Annotated in this window: 6 protein-coding genes; 5 read left to right on the top strand and 1 reads right to left on the bottom strand. The window is 61.0% G+C overall.

The genetic code is table 11. The annotated features are described in order from the left end of the window. The first annotated feature begins 1 nt into the window (after position 1). On the top strand, positions 2–3169 hold the full coding sequence (locus ACN9M3_RS20060; RefSeq protein WP_426162283.1) for an efflux RND transporter permease subunit: 3168 nt from the start codon (positions 2–4) through the stop codon (positions 3167–3169). On the opposite strand, the gene ACN9M3_RS20055 is transcribed toward ACN9M3_RS20060, so the two are convergent. Continuing rightward, complete coding sequence (locus ACN9M3_RS20055) at positions 3129–4007, bottom strand: LysR substrate-binding domain-containing protein (RefSeq protein WP_426318432.1); 879 nt, start codon at positions 4005–4007, stop codon at positions 3129–3131. The genes ACN9M3_RS20060 and ACN9M3_RS20055 overlap by 41 nt on opposite strands. Positions 4008–4112: 105 nt before the next feature. Between ACN9M3_RS20055 and ACN9M3_RS20050 the strand changes: the two genes are divergently transcribed. The 4 genes from ACN9M3_RS20050 (at position 4113) to ACN9M3_RS20035 (ending at position 22526) form a co-directional block, all read left to right on the top strand. Continuing rightward, positions 4113–5177: an alkene reductase gene (locus ACN9M3_RS20050; RefSeq protein WP_426318431.1), complete on the top strand. Its 1065-nt coding sequence runs from the start codon at positions 4113–4115 to the stop codon at positions 5175–5177. Between the two features lie 233 nt (positions 5178–5410). Beyond that, on the top strand, positions 5411–7057 hold the full coding sequence (locus tag ACN9M3_RS20045; RefSeq protein WP_426318430.1) for a ShlB/FhaC/HecB family hemolysin secretion/activation protein: 1647 nt from the start codon (positions 5411–5413) through the stop codon (positions 7055–7057). Between the two features lie 5 nt (positions 7058–7062). Next, positions 7063–22128, top strand: coding sequence for a hemagglutinin repeat-containing protein (locus tag ACN9M3_RS20040; RefSeq protein WP_426318429.1), 15066 nt, complete (start codon positions 7063–7065; stop codon positions 22126–22128). After that, complete coding sequence (locus ACN9M3_RS20035; RefSeq protein ID WP_426318428.1) at positions 22125–22526, top strand: hypothetical protein; 402 nt, start codon at positions 22125–22127, stop codon at positions 22524–22526. Before ACN9M3_RS20040 ends, ACN9M3_RS20035 begins: the two co-directional genes overlap by 4 nt. Positions 22527–22622: the final 96 nt, after the last annotated feature.

Raw genomic sequence — 22622 nt, 5'->3', positions numbered from 1 at the left:
CATGTTAAGCCGAATTATCCAGGCCTGCATCGGCCACCGATGGATGGTCATGTTCGCCGTACTGGCGATGGCCGTGCTGGGCGCGGTCAATTACAAGAAGCTGCCGATCGACGCCGTGCCGGACATCACCAACGTCCAGGTGCAGATCAACACCGCGGCCGCCGGCTACTCGCCGCTGGAAGTGGAACAGCGCATCACCTTCCCGATCGAATCGCTGATGGCCGGCCTGCCGCGCCTTGAGCAGACCAGGTCCTTGTCGCGTTATGGCCTGTCGCAGATCACGGTGGTATTCAAGGATGGCACGGACATCCACTTTGCCCGCCAGTTGATCAGCCAGCGCATCCAGGATGCGCGTTCCCAGCTTCCGGCCGGACTGACGCCGACCATGAGCCCCATCGCCACCGGCCTGTCTGAAATCTACCTGTGGACGGTGGATGCGGCGCCGAATGCACGCAAGCCGGACGGCACGCCCTACACGCCGACCGACCTGCGCGAAATCCAGGACTGGATCATCAAGCCCCAACTGCGCAACGTGCCCGGTGTCACCGAGATCAATTCGATCGGCGGCTACGACAAGGAATACCTGGTCGCGCCAACGCCGGCCAAGCTGGCGTCGTATGGCCTGAACCTGTCGGACGTGGTGACGGCGCTGGAGCGCAACAACGGCAATGTCGGTGCAGGCTATATCGAGAAGGAAGGCGAGCAATACCTGCTGCGCGCACCAGGCCAGCTCAAGTCCGTGGCCGACATCGGCAATATCGTGGTCTCCACCATCGACGGCGTGGCCGTGCGCATCGCCGACGTCGCAACCGTGGGCGTCGGCGCTGAACTGCGCACCGGGGCCGCCACCCGCAACGGGCGCGAGGTGGTGCTGGGCACCGTGTTCATGCTGATCGGCGAGAACAGCCGTGCGGTGGCGCTGGCGGTCGACAAGAAGATGGTCGAGATCAACCGCAGCCTGCCGGCCGGAGTATCGGCGACGCCGGTATATAACCGCACGGTGCTGGTGGAAAAGGCGATCGATACCGTCAAGCGAAACCTGTTGGAAGGCGCGGTGCTGGTGATCGGCGTGCTGTTCCTCTTCCTCGGCAATATGCGAGCGGCGCTGATTACGGCGATGGTGATTCCGCTGTCAATGCTGTTTACCTTCACCGGCATGGTGGCCAATAACGTTAGCGCCAACCTGCTAAGCCTCGGCGCGCTCGACTTCGGCATCATCGTCGATGGCGCCGTGGTGATCGTGGAGAACTGCGTGCGACGCCTGGCGCACGCGCAACAGCATGCCGGACGGCCGCTGACGCGCGAAGAACGCTTTGCGGAAGTCTTCGCCGCCGCACACGAGGCGCGCAGGCCGCTGCTGTTCGGGCAGTTGATCATCATGATCGTGTACCTGCCGATCTTCGTGCTGTCCGGGATTGAAGGCAAGATGTTCCACCCGATGGCCTTCACCGTCGTGACGGCCTTGCTTGGCGCCATGCTGCTGTCGATTACCTTCGTGCCGGCCGCCGTGGCGCTGTTCATGAACAAATCGGTGCGCGAGGAAGAAGGTCGCCTGATGCTGGCAGCCAAACGCCGTTACGGCGAGCTGCTGGACTATGTCATGGCCAACCGCCCGGTAGTGTTTACCGCGGCGGGGCTGGTGCTGGCCCTGTCCACGTTGCTGGCGACGCGCCTTGGCACCGAGTTTGTGCCGAACCTGAACGAAGGCGACTTCGCTGTGCTGACCGTGCGCATTCCCGGTACCGGATTGGGTCAATCGGTCCAGATGCAGCAACAGATCGAGAAGACGCTGGTGGCAAAATTCCCCGAAATTGCCAACGTCTTCGCCCGCACCGGCACGGCGGAAATCGCGTCGGACCCGATGCCGCCAAGTATTTCGGACGGATACATCATGCTCAAGCCGGAAAAGGAATGGCCAAAGCCGAAGCGCAGCCGCGAGGAACTGCTGGCCGCCATCCGGGAAACGCTGGAGCAATTGCCCGGCAATAGCTACGAATTCAGCCAGCCGATCCAGCTCCGCGTGAATGAGCTGATTTCCGGCGTTCGCAGCGATGTTGCGGTGAAGGTGTTTGGCGACGACCTCGATGTGCTGAATGCGAAGGCTGCCGAAATCGGCGCCATCCTTGGCAGGATTCCGGGCGCCTCCGGAGTCAAGGTCGAACAAACCACCGGCCTGCCCATGCTGCAGATACAGGTCGACCGGGAACGGGCCGCGCGCCTTGGCCTGAATATCGCCGAAGTGCAGGAGCTGATCGCCACTGCGACCGCAGGCCGCGAGGCGGGCGCCATGTTCGAGGGAGACCGCCGCTTCGACATCGTGGTGCGTTTGCCGGAAGCGCTGCGCTCGGACATCGAACTGCTGAAGCGCCTGCCGGTGCCGCTGCCGAAGAAGGAGGGCGCACGTCCGGCCTACGTCACCCTGGCCGAGATTGCGACCTTCGACACGGCGCCCGGCCCGAACCAGCTAAGCCGCGAACAGGGCAAGCGCCGCGTGGTGGTGACCGTCAATATGCAGGACCGCGACATCGGCTCCTTCGTCGAAGAAGCGCAGCAAGCGATCCTGAAAGGCGTGCAGCTGCCGGCCGGCTACTGGCTGGCTTGGGGCGGGCAGTTCGAAAACCTGCAGAATGCTGCGCAACGCCTGAAGGTGGTGGTGCCGGCATCGCTTGCGCTGGTGTTCGCGCTGCTGTTCCTGATGTTTAACAACGCCCGCGATGGCGCGCTGGTGTTTACCGGCATTCCATTTGCGCTGACCGGCGGCATTTTCGCGCTCTGGATGCGGGGAATTCCGATGTCGATATCGGCAGCAGTCGGCTTCATCGCGCTGTCCGGCGTCGCTGTGCTGAACGGCCTGGTGATGATCTCCTTCATCCGCAGCCTGCGTGAGCAGGGGCAGCCGCTGGCCGACGCCGTGCGCAACGGCGCGCTGGTGCGTTTGCGGCCAGTGCTGATGACGGCTCTGGTGGCATCGCTTGGCTTTGTGCCGATGGCGATTGCGACCGGCACCGGTGCGGAAGTCCAGCGCCCCTTGGCTACCGTGGTGATCGGCGGCGTGCTGTCCTCCACCGCGCTGACGCTGCTGCTGTTGCCCTTGCTGTACCGCCTGGCTTACAGCCGCAAGGAAGAGGTCAGCCCGCTTGCCCCAGGCGCTCTCGCAGGAACTCAATAAAGCGCGCCGTCTTGGCCGGAACCAGGCGTGTTTCGGTCAAGGCATACACCGGTGTTGGCTTGCCATGCCATTGCGGCAGGATGCGTTGCAAGCGTCCTGCCGCAAGATCGTCTGCTACGACTTCTTCCGGCAACAGGATGACGCCCATGTCGAGCGCAGCAAGGCGCCGGAACATGCCCACGTTGTTGACTGCAAAGCGGCCGCTCACCGTAACTGGCTCGCTGTGCCCATCGCGTAGCAGGGTCCAGGTGGTGGATTTCGCCAAGCCGAGACAGGCATGCCGTTCCAGGTCCGCAGGTTCGTGCGGCTCGCCGTGCTGAGCAAGGTAGCCCGGCGAGGCATACAGCTTGGGCGTGAGCAGCGCCAACTGGCGCGCAATCAGCTGCGAATCCACTAGCTCACCCATGCGTATCGCCACATCAAATGGTTCGCTGACCAGGTCCACCAGGCGGGGCGTCAGGTCCAGCTCAAAGGTGATGCCGGGATAGCGTTGCGCGAATTCCGCGATCAAGGGCGCAAGGTAGGTCTGTGCGAAATCGACCGGCAGCGAAGCCCGCAGCACGCCTGTCGGCTGCGCCAGCATGCCGCCCAGTTGTTCATGCGCCAGCCGCGCTTCATCGATGATGCGCTTGCAGCGCTCGAAATAGACCTGGCCCGCCTCCGTCAGCTCGATCTTGCGGGTCGTGCGATGCAGAAGCCGCAGGCCGATGGCTTTTTCCAGCGCGGCGATCCGGCGTGAAATTGTTGAATTCGGAATCCCCAGCACGTCCCCGGCGCCGCGAAAACCCTTGGCCTTCACCACCTCCACGAACAAGGCCATGTCGTTCAGATACTCCACTGATTGCTCCATCTATGGATCAATGTTCTGCAATTTACCATATTTATCTCATTTGGAAGGTGGTGGATGATGGCGTATCTCCAATCACTTGCAAGGAATACTGTCGTGAGCAAACTGTTTGAAACCGTCAAAGTGGGTCGCTATACGCTGGCCAACCGCCTCGCCATGGGGCCGATGACGCGCAGCCGCGCGCAGTACGACGGCACGCCAGGCGAACTGGCGGCCGAATATTATGCGCAGCGCGCCGACGTCGGCCTGATCGTGACTGAAGGCACCCAGCCTTCGGAAGACGGCCAGGGTTATATGGCGACGCCGGGCATCCATACCGATGCCCACGTGGCGGGCTGGAAGAAGGTCGCAGATGCGGTGCATGCAAAAGGCAGTCGCCTGTTCATACAGTTGATGCATGCGGGCCGCATGTCCCATCCGGACAATACGCCGCACCACCGGCAGGGCGTGGCGCCTTCGGCCATTGCGCCGAATACGCCGATGTTCACGCCCGCTGGCATGCAGGACATCCCGGTGCCGCGTGCGCTCAGCACCACTGAAGTGCGCAAGACGGTTGACGACTTTCGCATGGCAGCGCGCCGGGCAATCGAAGCCGGCGCCGACGGCGTCGAGATCCACGGCGCCAATGCCTACCTCGTGCAGCAGTTCTTCGCACCGAGTGCGAACGTGCGCGACGACGAATTCGGCGGCTCCATCGCCAACCGTGCGCGCTTTGCAATTGAAGTTGCGAAGGCCATTGCCGGCGAGATCGGCCCCGACCGCACTGCCATCCGCCTGTCGCCCGGCACTACGCTGTGGGGCATCGACGAAGGCACGGAGGGTCCCGCGCTTTATCGCCACCTGGTGGCTGAGCTGGGCAAGCTTGGCCTGGCCTACCTGCACATCATGCACCAGGGCGACGAAGCGCTGCTGGCGGACATCCGCAAACTGTGGAAAGGCGCCCTGGTACTGAACCGCCCCGGCCGGCCGCGCGAGCAGATTGGTGCCGACATCGAATCCGGCTTGGCGGACGTGGAGGCGTACGGCCAGATGGTGCTCGCCAATCCGGACTTCGTTACGCGCCTGAAGACCAACGCACCGATCAACCTTGCCGACCGCAATACCTTCTTTGGCGGCAGCGCGGCTGGCTACACCGACTATCCCAACCTTGCGCCTCAATAACCACAAGTCATTGATTTTGATGGAAGTGTGATTATCTTTGCGCCTTTGGAGAGATTTTAAATGGATTAATTCTCTCCAATTGTCACTCATGTCCATCATATTGCGATTAAACCTTCACTAAATAATAAATTTATATAAGTAAATCATCTAGTTCTGTGGAATTGGCAGGTATACTGCCGGCTGAAAAAATTCCATAAGATCAATAGATGTTGTGCAAAAGAATAAGTTTGGCCGTGCAATTTGCGCTCGGCCTTGGCGCAGCTTTGCCTGCGTTCGCGCAGGTCGATCCTGCATTGGCAAACCAGGAACTGCAGCGGCAGGAACAGCGTGAGCGCGAACGCGCGCGCCAGGACGAGGCCAAGCCCGACGTGCGCCTGCAGCGCGAAGTGACGCCGACGCAAGCCGCTTGGCCGGAAAACGAGTCGCCATGCTTCCCGATCCGCCGCGTGTTCCTGGAAGGCGAGATGGCCGAGCAGTTCCAGTGGGCGCTGAAAGCCGCAGACGGCGCGCTGGGCCGCTGCCTGGGCAGTGCCGGCATCAACGTCCTGGTGGGCGAAGTGCAGAACGCGCTGGTTGCGCAGGGCTATGTCACAGCCCGGGTGCTGGCCGCGCCGCAGGACTTGCTGGGCGGTGAACTGCACCTGAAACTGGTCCCAGGCCGCATCCGCGCGCTGCGCTATCCGGAGCAGAGGCCCTCGTTCGACAACGCGCTGCCGATGGTGCCGGGCGAACTGCTGAACCTGCGCGATATCGAGCAGGGCCTGGAAAACCTCAAGCGCGTGCCGGGTGCGCAAGCCGATATCGAGATCGTGCCCGGTGAGCAGCCCGGCGAGAGCGACCTGCAGGTGAAGTGGAAGGGCGGCCGCGCCTATCGCTTCAGCGCATCGGTGGACGATAGCGGCAGCCGCTCGACCGGTACCTACCAGGGCGGCATCACGCTCTCGGTCGACAATCCCTTTGGCCTGCAGGACCTGTTCTACCTGACCCTCAATCGCAACCTGCATGGCGACAGCCCGGAAGGCGACTATGGCACCAGCGGTTATGCCCTGCATTACTCGGTACCCTTCGATTACTGGCTGCTCTCGCTGCAACTGAATGATTACCGCTATCGCCAGACCGTGGCCGGCGCCTTCCATGACTACCTCTATCGCGGCACCAGCAATACCGCCGAATTGAAGCTCTCGCGCCTGGTGTATCGCGATGCGACGCGCAAGACCACCCTGTCGCTGAAAACCTACCAGCGCGGCAGCCGCAATTACATCGACGACATGGAAGTCGAGGTGCAGCGGCGCCGCATGGCCGGCTTCGTCGCGGGCATCGCCCACAAGGAATTCATCGGCGCTGCCACGCTCGACAGCAACCTGACCTGGAAGCTGGGCACGAGTTCATACGGCAGCCTGCCGGCGCAGGAAGAAGCCTTCGACGAAGGCACTGCGCGCCCGCGCATCTTCAATGCCGACGTGACGCTGAACTGGCCCCTGACCAAATCGCTGTCCTACCAGGCCGCCTGGCGCCGCCAGTGGAACCGCACCAAGCTGATTCCGCAAGACCGCTTTTCCATCGGCGGCCGCTACACCGTGCGCGGTTTCGACGGCGAGGCCAGCCTGTCCGCTGAACGCGGCTGGCTGCTGCGCAATGACCTGAGCTGGAATATCCCCGCCACCCGCCACCAGCTTTACTTCGCACTGGACCACGGCGTTGTATCCGGTCCATCCGCGGCGCTGCTGCGCGGCACTCACCTGACCGGCGCCGCCCTTGGCTGGCGCGGCCAGTTCGGCGGCCTGAGCGCCGACTTCTTCGCGGGCAAACCGGTCAGCAAGCCGGGCGCCTTCCGCACCGCCAGCGTTGCCTCTGGCTTCAACCTGAATGTCGAATTCTGAGCATCATGAATAAACTTCGCTACCGTATCGTTTTCAATAAAGCTCGTGGCATGCTGATGGCTGTGGGCGAGTGCGCCCGCAGTTGCGTCAAGGGCGCCAGCCAGTCCGGCGCGCTCGATAGTTCGGTTCCGGCCGCGTTCGGACATCCAGCGCTGCGCCGGCTGACCCTGTTGTTCGGCGCAGCCTTCGGCGGATTCCTCTGGGCCAGCCACGTGCAGGCACAGATCATCGCCGATCCCAAGGCCCCAAGCCAGAACCAGGCCATCGTGCTGAAGGCCGCCAACGGCGTGCCGCAGGTGAACGTACGGGAGCCGAGTGCGGCCGGCGTGTCGCGCAACGTCTACTCGCAGTTTGACGTGGCCAAGGGCGGCGCCATCCTGAACAACTCGCGCGTCAACGTGCAGACTGAACTGGGCGGCTGGGTCGAAGGCAACCCATGGCTGAAAGCGGGTACCGCGCGGGTGATCCTGAACGAGGTCAATTCCAGCAACCCCAGCGCGCTGCGAGGCTATATCGAAGTGGCGGGCCAGAAGGCGGAAGTGGTGATCGCCAACCCGTCCGGTATTTCGGTGGACGGCGGCGGCTTTATCAACGTCAGCCGCGCGACGCTTACCACGGGTTCTCCCTTGATGATGGACGGCCGCCTGACCGGCTATGACGTGCAGCGCGGCCAGATCGCCATCGACGGCGCGGGACTGGATGCGAGCAAGACCGACTATACAGCGCTGATCAGCCGTTCCCTGGTGCTGAATGCATCCCTGTGGGCGCAACGCCTGAACGTGGTCACCGGCGTGAACAAGGTGGCGGAGGGGGAATCGCCAACGGTGACGGAGGTCGGCAAGGCGGCCGATGCTGCGCCGCAGTTCGCGATTGACGCTTCGCGCCTGGGCGGCATGTACGCCAACCAGATTTTCCTGGTCGGTACCGAAGCAGGCGTTGGCGTGCGTAACGCGGGCGAGATCGGTGCGGCGGCGGGACAACTGGTCGTCACGTCCGAGGGGCGTCTTGAGAATACAGGCACGCTGGCGGCATCGAAAGGCATGCAGGTGACGATGCGTGACGCGATCGAGAACAAGGGCAAGATCCAGGCGGGTGAAGACCTGGCGCTCAAATCGGCATCCGTAACCAACGGCGGCAGCATCAACGCCGGCGGGCAATTGATTGCGGCGGTGACTGGGGACTTCGATAACCGCGGCGGCAGCATCGAGGCGCGCCGGGTGGAACTGGGTAGCGCCAACGGCACCCTGTTGAATGCGGACGGCAAGATTGTGCAAGGCGGTTCGTCCGCGCTGAACGTGACCACGGGCAGCGCCAATAACTCCGACGGCGTGTTGGGACAAGCAGCGTCGAGCGCAACGGGCGGCTCGACCAGCGGTGGCAGTGCTGACAGCGGCACTGGCGCCGGAACCGGCGGCGGTACAGGTGGTACGACCGATGCCGGCAGCACGGGCGGCACGGGCACTGGCTCCGGCACTGGCGGCACCGCCGTTCCCGAGTTGCAAGCGGGCGAACTCAAATTCGCCGCAATGGACAACCAGCACGGCCTGGTCACCGCCACCGGCGGCATCAACCTGGACGCCGCAACCCTGACCAACCAGCGCGGCCAAGTCAACCTGCGCACCCTGAAAGTCGACGGCGGGGTCCTCGACAACAGCCAGGGCCAGGTCGGCGTGCAGCAGGATGCGACTCTGCGACTCTCCGCCCTGAACAACCAGGGCGGCCGCTTGCTGGCCGGCGGCGGTTTTAATGCCTCGCTCGGCGAATTCGACAATAGCAACGGCCTGCTGCAAGCGAACAGGCTGTCCATCGACGTCGCCCGCTACCTGAATAACGATAGCGGCAACATGCTCCACCTGGGCGCAAGCGATGCGGCGATCAATGTCGGCGGAAAGCTCCGGCAAGCCGGCGGCAAACTGGAAACCTCAGGAAACTTGGCCCTGCGCGCCGGAGAGATCTCCGGCACTGGCAGCAAATTGAATGTCGGCGGCAACCTTATCCTGAGCAGCAGCTCCACCACCACCGACCAGGGCGACTGGCGCATTGGCGGCAGCGCGCAACTGGAAACCGGCGCGCTGACCAACACTTCCGGCGCCATTGCCGCTGCCGGCGACTTGTCGTTGAAATCCTCGGCGCTCGCCAACCAGCATGGCCAGATTTCAACCGGCGGCCAGGCAAGCTTGCAGGTGGCAGGCGGCGTGGATAACACTGCCGGCCAGCTCCAGGCCAGCAAAGGCCTGACGCTGGAAGCCAGCGGCACGGTGCTCAATCAGGACGGCTCCATCGAAACGCTGGGCAGTCAGAGCAGCCTCGCCGTCAAAGCTGCTGCGATCGACAACAGTACCGGCCGCATCGTCAATGCAGGCACCGGCCCGCTGGCGCTGAATGCAGCGACGATCCGCAACAGCGGCATTATCGGCGGCAACGGCGCGATGAACGTCGATGCCGCGACGCTGACCAACACCCGGCAAGGCCGCATGACTGCTACGGGCGACGTCAATATGAACGTCGCCTCCTTGCTGAAGAATGAGGGCAGCATCAGCAACGGCGGCAGTTTCACCATGTCGCAAAGCCAATCAGCGCTGGTGAATTCCGGCGAGATCCTTGCAAAAGGGCCGCTGAAGATCGAGAACGGCTCGATCGATAACCGCGCCGGCACTATTGCCACCGCCGAAGGCAGCACCAGCCGCATCGACATCACTTCGGGCTCGCTGCTGAACGACGCCGGTACCATCCGCGCAGACGGCAACGCTTCGGCGCGCATTGCAGGTGACGTGAACAACGTCGGCGGCTATCTCGGTTCCGGCGGCGCACTGGACCTGCGCGCCGGCGGCGGCATCAACAACGATAGCGGCCGCATTGAAAGCCGCGACGAATTGACCGCGTCCGGCGATTACCTGGCCAACCGGGCAGGCAGCATTGTATCCACCGGCACGGGACAATCCTCGCTCACGGCCAGCCGTTACATCGTCAACAATGGCCTGATCGGCAGCAATGGCAGCCTGGCCCTTGGCACGGAGAGCTTGACCAATGGCGCCGCCAGCACCATCACCGCCATGTCGGACCTGGACCTGAAAGTGCGTTCTGAGCTGGTCAACCTGGATGGCCAGATCAGCACCCAGGGCAAGCTGAATTTCGACCAGCTGAGCGCATTGCTGCGCAACAGCGGCTCCATCACTTCAAAAGGCGCGGCAACCCTGAACGCGCGTGAGCTCGATAACCGCGACGGCCAGATCATCACTGCCCGCGGCTCGGGCATCGCGTCCAATGTTGGCAAGCTGGATAACCGCAGTGGCATCATCAGTTCCGGCGCAGACACTGCGATCAATTCTGCCGGAGCCATCGACAACGGCGCCGGCGAAATCCAGGCCGCGCACGACCTGCAGCTGGGCGCCGGCGGCGCGATCACCAACACCGGCGGCCTGGTTCAGGCATCCGGCGCTGGCAGCACCGTACACTTGAACGCCGCTTCGATCGACAACACGGCGGGCCGCATCGTCAACGTCGGCACCGGCACAACCAGCCTGGCCGCAAACGGACATATTGAAAACAGCGGCCAGATCGCCGGCAACGGCAATCTGGAGCTTTCCGCAGACAGCTTGCGCAACCAGGCGCAAGGTGCCGTCAGCGCCGCTGGCAACATGGCGATCGCTGTACATGCCTCGCTGGATAACGCCGGCACCATCAGCAGTGCCGGAACGCTGCAGGCCAACCAGGCCGGCCTGAACCTGCGCAATAGCGGCACCATCGTTGCTGGGGGCGCCGTGGACCTCACGACCGCCACCCTGAACAACGACGGCGGCAAGCTCGCCACGGCCCAAGGCTCCAACGCCAGCGTGAACCTCAACGCCCAGGGCATCAGCAACCAGGGCGGCACCATCATGTCCGACAATAAAGCGGACCTGCACGTTGCTGGCGACATCGTCAACAACAATGGCCTGCTGCAGGCCCGTTCGGACATGGGAATGGAAGCCGGCGGCACCGTGAAAAACGACGGCGGCAATATCGAAACGGTTTCCTCCACCAGCAGCTTGCACCTGAAGGCCGGCGACCTGGCCAACGGCACCGGCCGCATCGTCAACGTCGGTACCGGCAGCACTACGGTGGACGCGGTACACGGCATCACGAGCAATGGCACGATCGCAGGCAACGGTGTAGTGGATCTCTCCGCCGCCACGCTCGAGAACAAGGCCAACGGTACCATCGCGTCGGCGCAAGGCATGACCACGACCGTGACCGGCTCCCTGGCGAACGCCGGCACCATCAACAGCGGCGGCACGCTGCAAGTCAACGCCAATGGCGCGACAGTCACCAACAGCAAGCTGGTTGTGTCGCAGGGCCAGCTTACGCTGCATGCGGGAGACCTGGTCAACGACGGTGGCCAGCTCGCCACCGCCAAAAACTCCGGTGCAGCAATCACTATTGATGCCGCCTCGATCAGTAATCGCAGCGGCGTGATCATGTCCGATGCTGCAGCCACCATCGACAGCAACGGCAAGCTCGATAACACGCAAGGAACCCTCCAATCGGGCAGCTCGCTGGATATCGATGCCGCGGGCGCAATCAGCAACAACGGCGGCGTGGTGGAGGCCCTGGCCAACAACGCTACCCTCGGCCTGCACGCCGGTTCGCTGGCAAATGGCACCGGCCGCATCGTCAATGTGGGCTCCAACGCCACAACGGTGAACGTCGACGCAACGCTGGACAATGCCGGCCTGATTGCCGGTAATGGCAACCTGGCCATGACAGCTGCCGACCTGGCCAACCGCACGGACGGCAGCATCGCCGCATCTGGCGGCAAGCTGGACCTGACTGTCGGCCACGGCATGGACAATGCGGGCGCCATCAGCAGCCGTACCACCTTCACGCTTAACGCAGCGGGCAAAGCGGTCCGCAACAGCGGCCAGCTTGTCAGCGGCACGGACGCAAGCCTTGCAACTGGCGCCTTCACCAACGATGGCGGCCAACTGGTGACCGTCAAGGATGGCGGCGGCGACTTGCACCTGGACGCAGATAGCGTCAGCAACACCGGCGGCGCCATCGTTGCCGATGGCAGCGCAAATATCACTTCGCGCGGAACCTTGGGCAACCAGGGCGGCGTGATCGAAACGTCCGCATCGTCCGGCACGCTGGACATCAACTCTGGCGCCATCGACAACGGAACGGGGCGCATCGTCAACGTTGGCACCGGCGCAACGACGCTCACCGCTGGCGGCGCAGTGACCAGCAGCGGTCAAATTGCCGGCAACGGCGCGCTCAATATTGCTGCAGCCACGCTGGATAACGCGACCACCGGCAGCATTTCCTCGGGCGCCAACCTGAACTTCGGAGTGCGCCAGTCCCTGAGCAACGCAGGAAAGATCAGCAGCAGCGGCACGCTGACCTTCGACCAGGCGGCAGCGCAATTCAGCAACAGCGGCCAAATCGCTGCGGCAGGCGCCATCAACATCCATGCCGCCAACATCAATAACAACGGCGGCCAGATCGCAACCGCCACCGCAGGCGGCGCGAACATTACGCTGGACAGCGTTGGCGCCATGAGCAACCGAAGCGGCGCGATTGCAGCTGCAGGTAACACAAGCGTGATATCTGGCGCAGGTTTCGACAATACCCAAGGCCAGGTGCAAGCGGCTGCTAACCTGACGGTCAACGCAAGCGGCGCGCTGACGAACAACAGCGGAGCGCTGGAAGCACTTGGAGCCGGCTCCAAGCTGGACGTGCAGGCAAGCTCGATCAACAACCTGGCAGGCCGAATTGTCAACGCTGGCAACGCGCGTACCAGCATCACGAGCGCGAGCAGTATCATCAACAGCGGCACCATGGCCGGCAACGGCGCACTGGTCCTCAATGCGCAGACCTTGCAGAACCAGGCTGGCGGTGTAGTTTCCGCCGCCACCACGCTGGACCTGCTCGTCCGCCAGCAACTGGACAACCAGGGCGGCACGATCAGCAGTGGCGGCGCGCTGACCTTCAATCAGGCTGGCGCAACGTTCGCCAACAGTGGCCGCATGGGCTCCGGCGGCGAGATGAGCATCATCGCGTCCAGCATCGCCAACGATGGCGGCCAGCTGTACACCGTCAGCGGCACTGGCCGAGGCGTTACGCTGCAAGCCAACAGCCTGTCCAACCTCGGCGGCGCAGTTTCCGCCGACGGAATGCTGCTTGCAACGATCAACGGCACCGTTGCCAACAATGGCGGTACTTTGCACGCCGGTGGCGACCTGGCCCTGAATGCGGCCAGTGCATTGAATAACGGCAGCGGCACGATTGAAGCCGCCGGCACGGCATCAAAGCTGACGGTCAATGCCCAATCGGTGGCCAGCGGCGGCCGTATCGTCAATTCGGGAAGCGGGAATACCACGATCTCCAGTGCTGGCGGCATTGCCAACAGCGGCACCATCGCCGGCAACGGCGCGCTGGACCTGCACGCCAACACGTTGCTCAACCAGGCCGGCGGCCAGTTCGGCTCCGGTACGGCCATGCTGCTGGACGTGAACCAGCAACTGGACAACCAAGGCACCATCGGCAGCGGCAGCACATTGACCTTCGACGAAGCGGCGGCCACCTTCAGCAACAGCGGCCAGGTTGCGGCAAAGGGCAGGGCGCTGGTCAAGGCGTCCGGCTTTACCAATAGCGGCCAGGTGTCCACGGTTGCCGGCCACGGTGCCGAACTGGCCATCACAACGAACTCCTTCACCAACAGCGGCCAGCTCGTGGCCGACGGCACAGCAACTCTGTCCATTGCGGGCGTAGCGAACAATGCTGGCGGCATTGTGCAGGCAGGAACCGACCTGCAACTGACTTCGGGCAGCGCGCTGCAAAACAATGGCGGCGTGATCGAAGCAGTCGGCGCGGGAAGCACGTTGACCATCAACAGCGATTCCATCGACAACGGCACTGGCCGTATCGCCAATAAAGGCAGGGGCGACACCAGGCTCCTGAGCCGCGGCGCGATCACGAGTAACGGCACGATTGCCGGCATGGGCAACCTGCTGCTGTCCGGTACCACGCTGTGGAATGGCGTTTCCGGCACCATCGCATCGGGCCAGGGCATGGACCTGGCGATCACCCAACAGCTCAACAACCAAGGCAAGGTCAATAGCGGCGGCACGCTGACCTTCAACCAGGCCGGCGCAGGTTTCGTGAATAGCGGCCAGGTGCTATCCGGCGGTAATGCCTTCATCTCTGCGCTGTACGTCAATAATGACGGCGGCACGCTGGGCACCGCAGGCGGTTCCGGTGCCGACCTGACGCTGAACACGCCACAACTGAGCAACTCCGGTGGCCGCATCGCCACCGACCGCGATCTGTTCGTTTCGGCCGGCACGGTCGGCGCGCTGGGAGAAATCTTCGGCGGCCGCGACCTCGCGATCAGCATGAACGGCGACTACGTCCAGAATGCGGGCACACAGCAAGTTCACTCGAACCGCGACCTGAGCCTGACAGTCACCGGCAACATCATCAACAACGGCACCCTCGGCGCAGCGGGAACGCTCGCGCTGAGTGGCAACCAGGTGACCAACCAGGCCGGTGCTGTGATCGAGGGCGGTGCCGTCGCGATCCGTGCGGCCGGCGATCTGGCCAACTCCGGCGAAATCAATGGCGAAAGCGCGGTAGACCTGGTTGCCGCCAACATTAGCAACACCAGCGGCATTGTCGGCGGCAATGTGACCGTCCGCACCGGCAGCCTCAATAACACCGGCGCCAATGCGCTGATCGGCTCCACCGGCAACATGGCGCTGGGCGTGGATGGAACGCTGAACAACGTCCAGGGCGGCACGCTGTATAGCGCCGCCAATATGGCTGTTGGTGCTACCAATGGCGGCGGCACCGCGCTGGTGAATAACTCCTCGTCCACCATCGAGGCGAACGGCGACTTGGCGTTGAATACCGTCTCGTTGAGGAACGTGCGGGACAACGTATCGATCGTCCAAGTCAAGACGATGGACGAAACGGTGAATATGACGATGCCGAGCTGGTACAACCCCGGCGGAAACCACAACCAGTATGATCCGCGGTCATCCAACTATCTTCCGTTCGAAGTCTATTTCGTCAACCCGAATGATGTTCTGAAATCGGAAAAGTACGTCACGCCCGACGGATATGAGATTACTCGTGCCGAGATCCGAACGCACGCGAATGATTCGGCTTTCTTTAACGCCACTAGTGGTTTGGCTGGCAAGTGGGCTTCGCGCAGCCGAATCCCAATGAGCGATGGCACAAAGGTTATCTACTACTGGGACGGACGGACTATCACTAACCCTGACCAGGGCGGGGTTTCTACCGATGCATATGTGCGACCACCAGATGGCAACCTTGACTGGGGGAATACGAAGGAATATGACTTCTCGACAGCATATGGCAGCTGCAGTACCAACTGCATCCGGATGGTGACCATTCCAGGATATGACGATCCACAGCACACTATCAAGCGAGATACACAAAAGCATACGGGGACGCAGACGTATGATCAATTGGAAGAGAAGCGTGTGGCGCACCACACTGTCGTGGAGGACCAGATTTCAGCTGATACCGGTAAAGCTGGCCAGATCCTGTCTGGCGGAAATATGCATTTGACGGTCACCGCTACACTGGACAACAGCTTTAGCGAAATAAGAGCCGTCGGTACCTTGAAAGTTGACGGCCTGCCTGCCATTGTCAGCAGCGGGGCCAAACTGCTACGCAAGCACACTTTCGACGGTACCTTTACTACCTACACAGGCTCCAGCACCGTAGCATGGACCAATACCGTAATCCCGACGGAAATCGGTTCAGGCGCCGGGACGATACAAGGTGGCCAGGGCGTATTCATCAACGCTCGCAGCTTCCGCAATGTGGATGTGAGCGCAGGTACGGTTGGCAATATCCGTGATTCCGTGAATGTGATCGGCAGCGGAGCCAATGGCGCCAATGGCGCAGGCACCGACGCCAGCGCTAGCGGAGGTTTCGGCGGCGGAGTCGGCGGTCACTTTTCCGGCAGTGCATTGGGTGCGCATGCCAACGTGGCTGGCAATGCCGGTGCATCTGGTACGGGGGGCAATCTTTCCGGGGCGGGCCTCGCGGGCAATAGCGGCGTGTCCAATCAACTCCTGGCCGGAGGCTCGGTTTTCGGTAGTGGAGATGGCAGTGGATTAAACGTTGAAGGATCCACGCACTCGGTCGCGCCGGCGCGCCAGGGTTCGTTCTTCGGCCGTATGTCCAACCAAGCCCAACACAGCAAGCTGGGCGACACCAATACATCAGCGGGAACTGCAATTGGCCAATCCGCCGGCGCAGTGCAGGGCGAAAATATCACCAGCGTGAAAAAGATCTCGCCCGGTGGACTGTTCCTGCGCAACCCCAACCCGAGCGGCCAATACCTGTTCGAAACGCGCCCGCAATTCGCCAAAGAAGACCAATGGACCAGCAGCGACTACCTGCTCGATAAGCTGGCTCTTGATCATGCAACTACCCAGAAACGATTGGGCGATGGCTTCTATGAACAACGACTGGTTCGTGAGCAGCTCTCCGAGCTGACCGGGCGGGCCCCAAGTGCCGGCCCTGCCGATGACAGCCTGTACAAGCAGATGCTGAACAACGCAGCTAGCTTCGCACAGCAATTCGGTTTGCGTCCAGGCATTTCCCTGAGCCCTGAGCAAGTCAGCCATCTGACCAGCGATATCGTTTGGCTGGAAAGCCAGGCCGTGCAACTGCCGGACGGCTCCATCGAAACTGTGCTGGTGCCGAAGGTTTATCTCGCACACGTCGACGCTAACGCAATCAAGCATAGTGGCGCACTCGTTACTGGTGCTAGCGTGACGATCAACGTCAGCGAAACCATCATGAACCAGGGCGGCGTGATTGACGGCGGCAATGGCCGCACCTTGCTGCTGGCTGGCGAAGACATTATCAATCGCGGCGGAACCATCAAAGGCGGCGATGTGGCGCTGCAAGCTGGGCGTGACATCAAGAACGAGACCCTGACTGTGGACAGCAAGTGGTCGTCCAAAGTGAACGGCGGCAGCTACACTTCGCTCTCAAACCAGGCCGTGATTAGTGCGACCGGTGGATTGATAATGGACGCGGGCCGCAACTTAACCGACCTGGCAGGCACGATCAACGCTGGCGCGAGTGCTTCCATTTTCGCCGGCAACAATATCAGCTTCGATACCGTCAAGACCGGCAGTACCGAATACGGGAAGATTGACGGAACCACGATCAACAACAGTGCCACATACAATCAGCTTAGCCGCGTCAATGTCGGCGGAGACTTGCTGATGGCAGCGACGGGTAACCTGAACCTCACCGGTACCCAGGTTTCAATGGATGCAGGCAAGCTGCTGGCAGGCGGCAGTGTGAACATTCGCGCCGTTACTGACGAAGTGAAGACCAATGAACAAGGGCAGCGAGGGAAGAACTGGTCCAGGGATATCCACGAGAATCAAGCAGTGGTTGGTGCAAAGATCTCTTCCTCCAGCGACCTGCTGGTTAGCGCAGGTATTAGTCAAAGCAGCGACTTGAATGTCATGGGCAGCACCGTTGCGGCAGGCGGCACGCTGACGCTCAAGGCCAGCAACGACTTGAATATTGCCAGCGTGAGCGAGACGCATTTGTCCGATATTGCGATGCACAGCGAATCGCGTAGCCTCACCAAGAAGCGCAGCAGCACCGCCACCGACTACAACGCCAGCACGCTGGTAGTCGGCAGCACCATCAAAGGCGGCAACGTGGTCGTCACCAGCGGCGGCGACACCCTGATCAAGGCCAGCGCCGTGCTGGCCGACAAAGACCTCAGCATTGACGCCAAAGGTGGCCTGAGCATCGTCAGCGCCGAGGAAGCCAGCAAGTCCGCCAGCACCAGGGAAGAGAAGAAATCCGGCTTCAGCGTCAGCTTCAAGTCGGGCAATCTCAGTACTGGCTATGGCAAGTCGAACACTTCCTCGCAAAGCGCGCAGGAGTCGGTCACGCAGCACGCCTCCAGCATCGGCTCCCTGGACGGCAGCGTCAAGCTCAAATCCGGCGAAACGCTGCAAGTGGTCGCCTCCGACATCGCCGCCAAGGAAAACCTGACCCTGATCGGCAAGAACGTCGACCTGGCCGCAGCGCAGAACACCATGCAAAGCCAGGCTAATACCCAAGGCAAATCCTCCGGCTTCGGCGTAGGCTTCACAGTCAACCCGCTGGCTGCCTTCAAGGATGCCTACAAGACCAGCACCGAAAACTCCAAGTCCGGCAGTTTCGTCGGCAAGGAATTCGCCAAGGCGGAAGGTGCGGCGGAAGGCGCCGCGGCTGCGCTGGCGGTTGTCAACACCCAGTTCGGCACGAAGAAGACCAACAGCACGCAAAACCACGCCACCAGCGAAGCGCGCACCAGCAGCCTCCTTGCCGGCAAGGACCTGACCATCCTCGCCACCGACGGTTCGATCACCAGTCAGGGCGCCCAGATCAGCGCCGAAGGCAACGCCCTGATCCTGGCCAAGGACAGCATCAAGTTCGACGTGGCCCACAACACGGAAAGCAGGTCGCAGGACACCAAGAAGTCGGGCTTCAGCATCGACACCCGCTCAACGCAGGTGATTGGTTCGCTCAACAACAACGGCAAAGGCAACGGCGCCACCGACACCGTGACCGGCACCAAGCTGTCGGTGGGCGGCAGCACCACCATGGCCACGCAGACCGGCGACATCGCGCTGACCGGCGCCAACGTGGTCTCGGACGGCAACCTGTCGATCAATGCCGCACGCGACCTGACCATCACCAGCGCGCAGGACACGCTGCACAACGCCAACCAGAGCGACAACAAGGCCATCGGCAAGGTCGCCATTTCAGACACCGAGCGCTTCTCCGGCTACCACAACGAAAAGCACAAGGGCAACAGCGACCAGGTGACCCAGGTGGCGTCCAACGTCTCCAGCCTGAACGGCGACGTGAACCTGAGCGCAGGGAAGAAGTACACCCAGGCCTCGAGCAACGTCCTGGCCGGCAATGACGTCAACATCACCGCCAAGTCGATCGACATCACGGCGCTGCAAAACACCGGCAGCCACCAGGAATCGAACAGCGACCTGAAGATCGGCACCTTCGCCCGCATCAGCTCACCGTTGATTGACCTGGCCAACAACGTGGAAGCAGCGCGCAAATCCGACGGACGACTGAAAGAGATGCAGCGCATGGCGGCAACCGCCAACGCCTACCAGGCCGCCAGCGCAATCAACAGCATGACCGGTGGCGCCGGCAGCGGCATCCTGGTCAAGGGCGAGGCCGGGATCGGCTTCACCAGCAGCAGCAATTCCAGCAACGGCAACGACAGCACAGCGCAGGGCAGCACCATCAATGGCGGCCGCAACGTCAACCTGACAGCCACCGGCGGCGACATCCACGCCACCGGCGCCACGCTCAATGCCGGCAAGACCCTGAGCCTGGACGCAGCGCAGAACATCGTGCTGGACGCCAGCCAGAGCACGCTGCACAGCGACGGCAAGAACAAGAGCTCTGGCGTTGAAGCGGGCGTTGGCTTCCAGGTTGGCGCACAGACCGGCGTGTACGTCTACGCCGCAGCCAACATGGGCAAGGGCCACAACAAGAACGACAGCACGATCAACAACAACACCGAGCTCAAAGCTGACACGATCAACATCCACAGCAAAGGCGACACCACGCTGAAAGGTGCAACGGCAACCGCCAACACGATCAACACCGACGTTGGCGGCAAGCTGGCCGTGGAAAGCCTGCAGGACAACAGTGCGTTCGACAGCAAGCAGTCCAACGTAGGGGTACGCGTGCAGGTAGGCTTTGGTGTCTGGAGCGCCAACGGCAACGTGTCTCAGCAAAGTGGCAAGGGCACCTACGCTGGCGTCGGCCAGCAATCGGGCCTGTTCGCCGGTGACGGCGGCTACCATATCAAGGCCGATACGATCGACCTGAAAGGCGGCGCCATCGCCAGCACCAATGCTGCAGCCTCCGAGATGACGACCAACAAGCTGACCACGTCCAACATCGAAAACAAGATGACCTATTCGGCCAGCAACGTCAGCATGGCGGGTGGCGTTAGCGGCGGCAGCGAGTTCGGTGCGAAAAATGAAGACGGCAGCACCAAGTCATGGAGTGAGCAAAAGCAGCTCTTTGGCAGTAGCAAGGGCGGGAATACCACCCCTGGTTTGCCGATGATGGAGAAAGGCAGCGATAGCTCCACCACCTATGCCACCGTCACCGACGGCAAGATCACCATTGGCGGCGTGACGACCAGTTCAGTAAAGGAGCTGGGCATCAATACCGACGCGAGCAAGGCCAACACCGCGTTGGATAAGCTGCCTGACCTGCAGAAGCTCCTGAAGGATCAGCAAGCCATGTCGGCCGCCGCCGGCACGGTGATCGCAACCTCAAAGCAAGCCGCCAGTGAGTTCGTGGACGAAGCACGCAAAGCGGAAGCAGAAGCGCAAAAAATCCTGGCCAAAGCGGACAGCACGGCTGAACAGAGGGCGGAAGCAGAGAAAACAATTGATGCCGCCAAACAGGTCCAGGCAGAGTGGGGCGTCGGTGGCGACAAGAGCCGCGCACTGAATGTCGTCACTGGCATTCTGGTCGGCTCGGTAGCGGGACAGGGCAGCACACAGATCGCTGCGAATGCCGCCGCGCCATACCTTGCCGCTGAAATTGGCGACTACTTCAAGAAAGAGGGCAACGAAAACCAGACGCTGCAGGACTTGAGTCATGCAGTGCTGGGCGCAGCTTTGGCGGTTGCAAACAACTCGAGCGCAGTTGGTGGTGCACTGGCCGGCGGCGGCGGCGAACTGGCCGCGCAAATCTTGACGAAAGAGCTGTATCCGCAGGCATTTGATGCAAATGGGGCGCTGCAACGTGACAAGCTCACGCCCGAGCAAGTGAATAACGTCACAGCCTTGTCCAGCGCCATCGGCGCGTTGATGTCCGGTGCGGCCGGTGGAAACGTTCGCGATGCCGCAATAGGTGGTCAGGTGGCGACTAACGCAGTCGAGAACAACTTCTTGAAGCGCCCTGAAATGGCTGCGATGAATAAGGAGCTTGAGGAATGCACCAAACAAAAGGGAGGCTGTCCGGATGCTGACTATAGAGATATCCGTAACAAGTACATCGCCAAGTCAAACGCGAATATTGCGAAAATCGAGTCCTGTACTCTTGCCGGTGATGTGCAGTGCGTGCGGGACCTTGAAAGCCAAGCGGCATCGACACGTGAAATCAGCAATGAATTGGACTACAACGAATACAAGATCTTCTTTGGCCGACAAGACAATGTGAACAGGTTAGGGACAGTCTATGGTGACGCCTCTTTGTTTGGTAGTGACGTTCAAAAGGCGGAGGAAATCGCGAATTTTCGGCAGCAGAATTGCGCAGGGGTGAGCTCTAGCACTTGCGACAGTCTTGTTAGGGACGCGCTTTGGCTTCGTAAAGAGCGAATGCTGCTGACTTCATTGATTGTGGGAAAAGGTGCACCTTTAATTGCAAGGGGAATTCAGAAAGGCATTGCGCTGCCAAAAGGAGTTGCTGTATCGCAAACTAACAAGCAGAAGCTTGTATCTGGGGAGACTAAGCAAGTCAGCAAAGGTGAGATAGCGGCAAATGATCCACTATATGAGGTGAAAACTGTTGCGCCTGATAAGTCGCCAGTTACAGCGGATATCGATGAGCAAAACATTGCAGCCGCGGGTAAGGCCGAAAAGAAGTCTGCCAATAAATCACCTGCCGATTTAAAATCTCCTGTAGCCCGGCATTATGCTGATAAAGTCACGCAATCTTCCGTTGCAAAAGATGAGAATACGCTCATTGATCGAGCTGTTGTTGATGTGGCAGCGGACGTTGCCGAAATTAGAGCAAATCGTGCGCAACAGGTTGGCGATACATACATCGTAAATGGCCGCACCTATGGTACGCATGACGGTGTTCTTTATCCGAAATCCGGTCCTGGGCTTTACCCAATGGACCGCGGTGGATACAAAGCGTATGCTGTCTTGAATAAGTTTGGTGACACACCAAGAGCAGGTGAAATTATGAAAAACATGGGTATTACCCCCGAGGCAAAAGCCGCCGCCCTTCAAGCTTATAAGGAAATAAATAAATGATTGATCTATTGTTGGCCGAAGCATGTACTCCTGATCAGCTCAGTCTCCATTTGAGTAGAGTGTTCGAATGTTCGATTGAACGAATCAAAATATTTAGCATTGACGAATTTAACGGATTAACGGAAGAGTTAGATGGTTCAATGCTGGATTGTGTTTGTGTACATTCTCGCGTATTAGGTGACGCTGCTCAACTATTGCAACTATATCGGTACACCGTTCCGAATTCAGATGTCGTGGATAGAATTATTGAAATAGCGATCGAGCAAAAATTTCGTTGCTTTATACCCGTTGATCAATGGGATGAATGGATTTACGTGAATGGCCAAGGTGAAGTGACGCGAGTGAATCAACTGGAGCAGGATGAAGAAGATTGCTTCCGATTTGTCCTGTCCAAATGATGGGCACCTCGAAATACCGGCAATTCTGACTCGGGCAATGTGAAAAAGGCTGTGTAGGAAGGCGCGCTGTCCTGTCCAAATGATCAATAAGGGAGG

Source organism: Pseudoduganella sp. R-43, from assembly GCF_049913255.1.
Lineage (GTDB): Bacteria > Pseudomonadota > Gammaproteobacteria > Burkholderiales > Burkholderiaceae_D > Rugamonas.
This window is presented reverse-complemented; position numbering and strand designations above follow the sequence as displayed.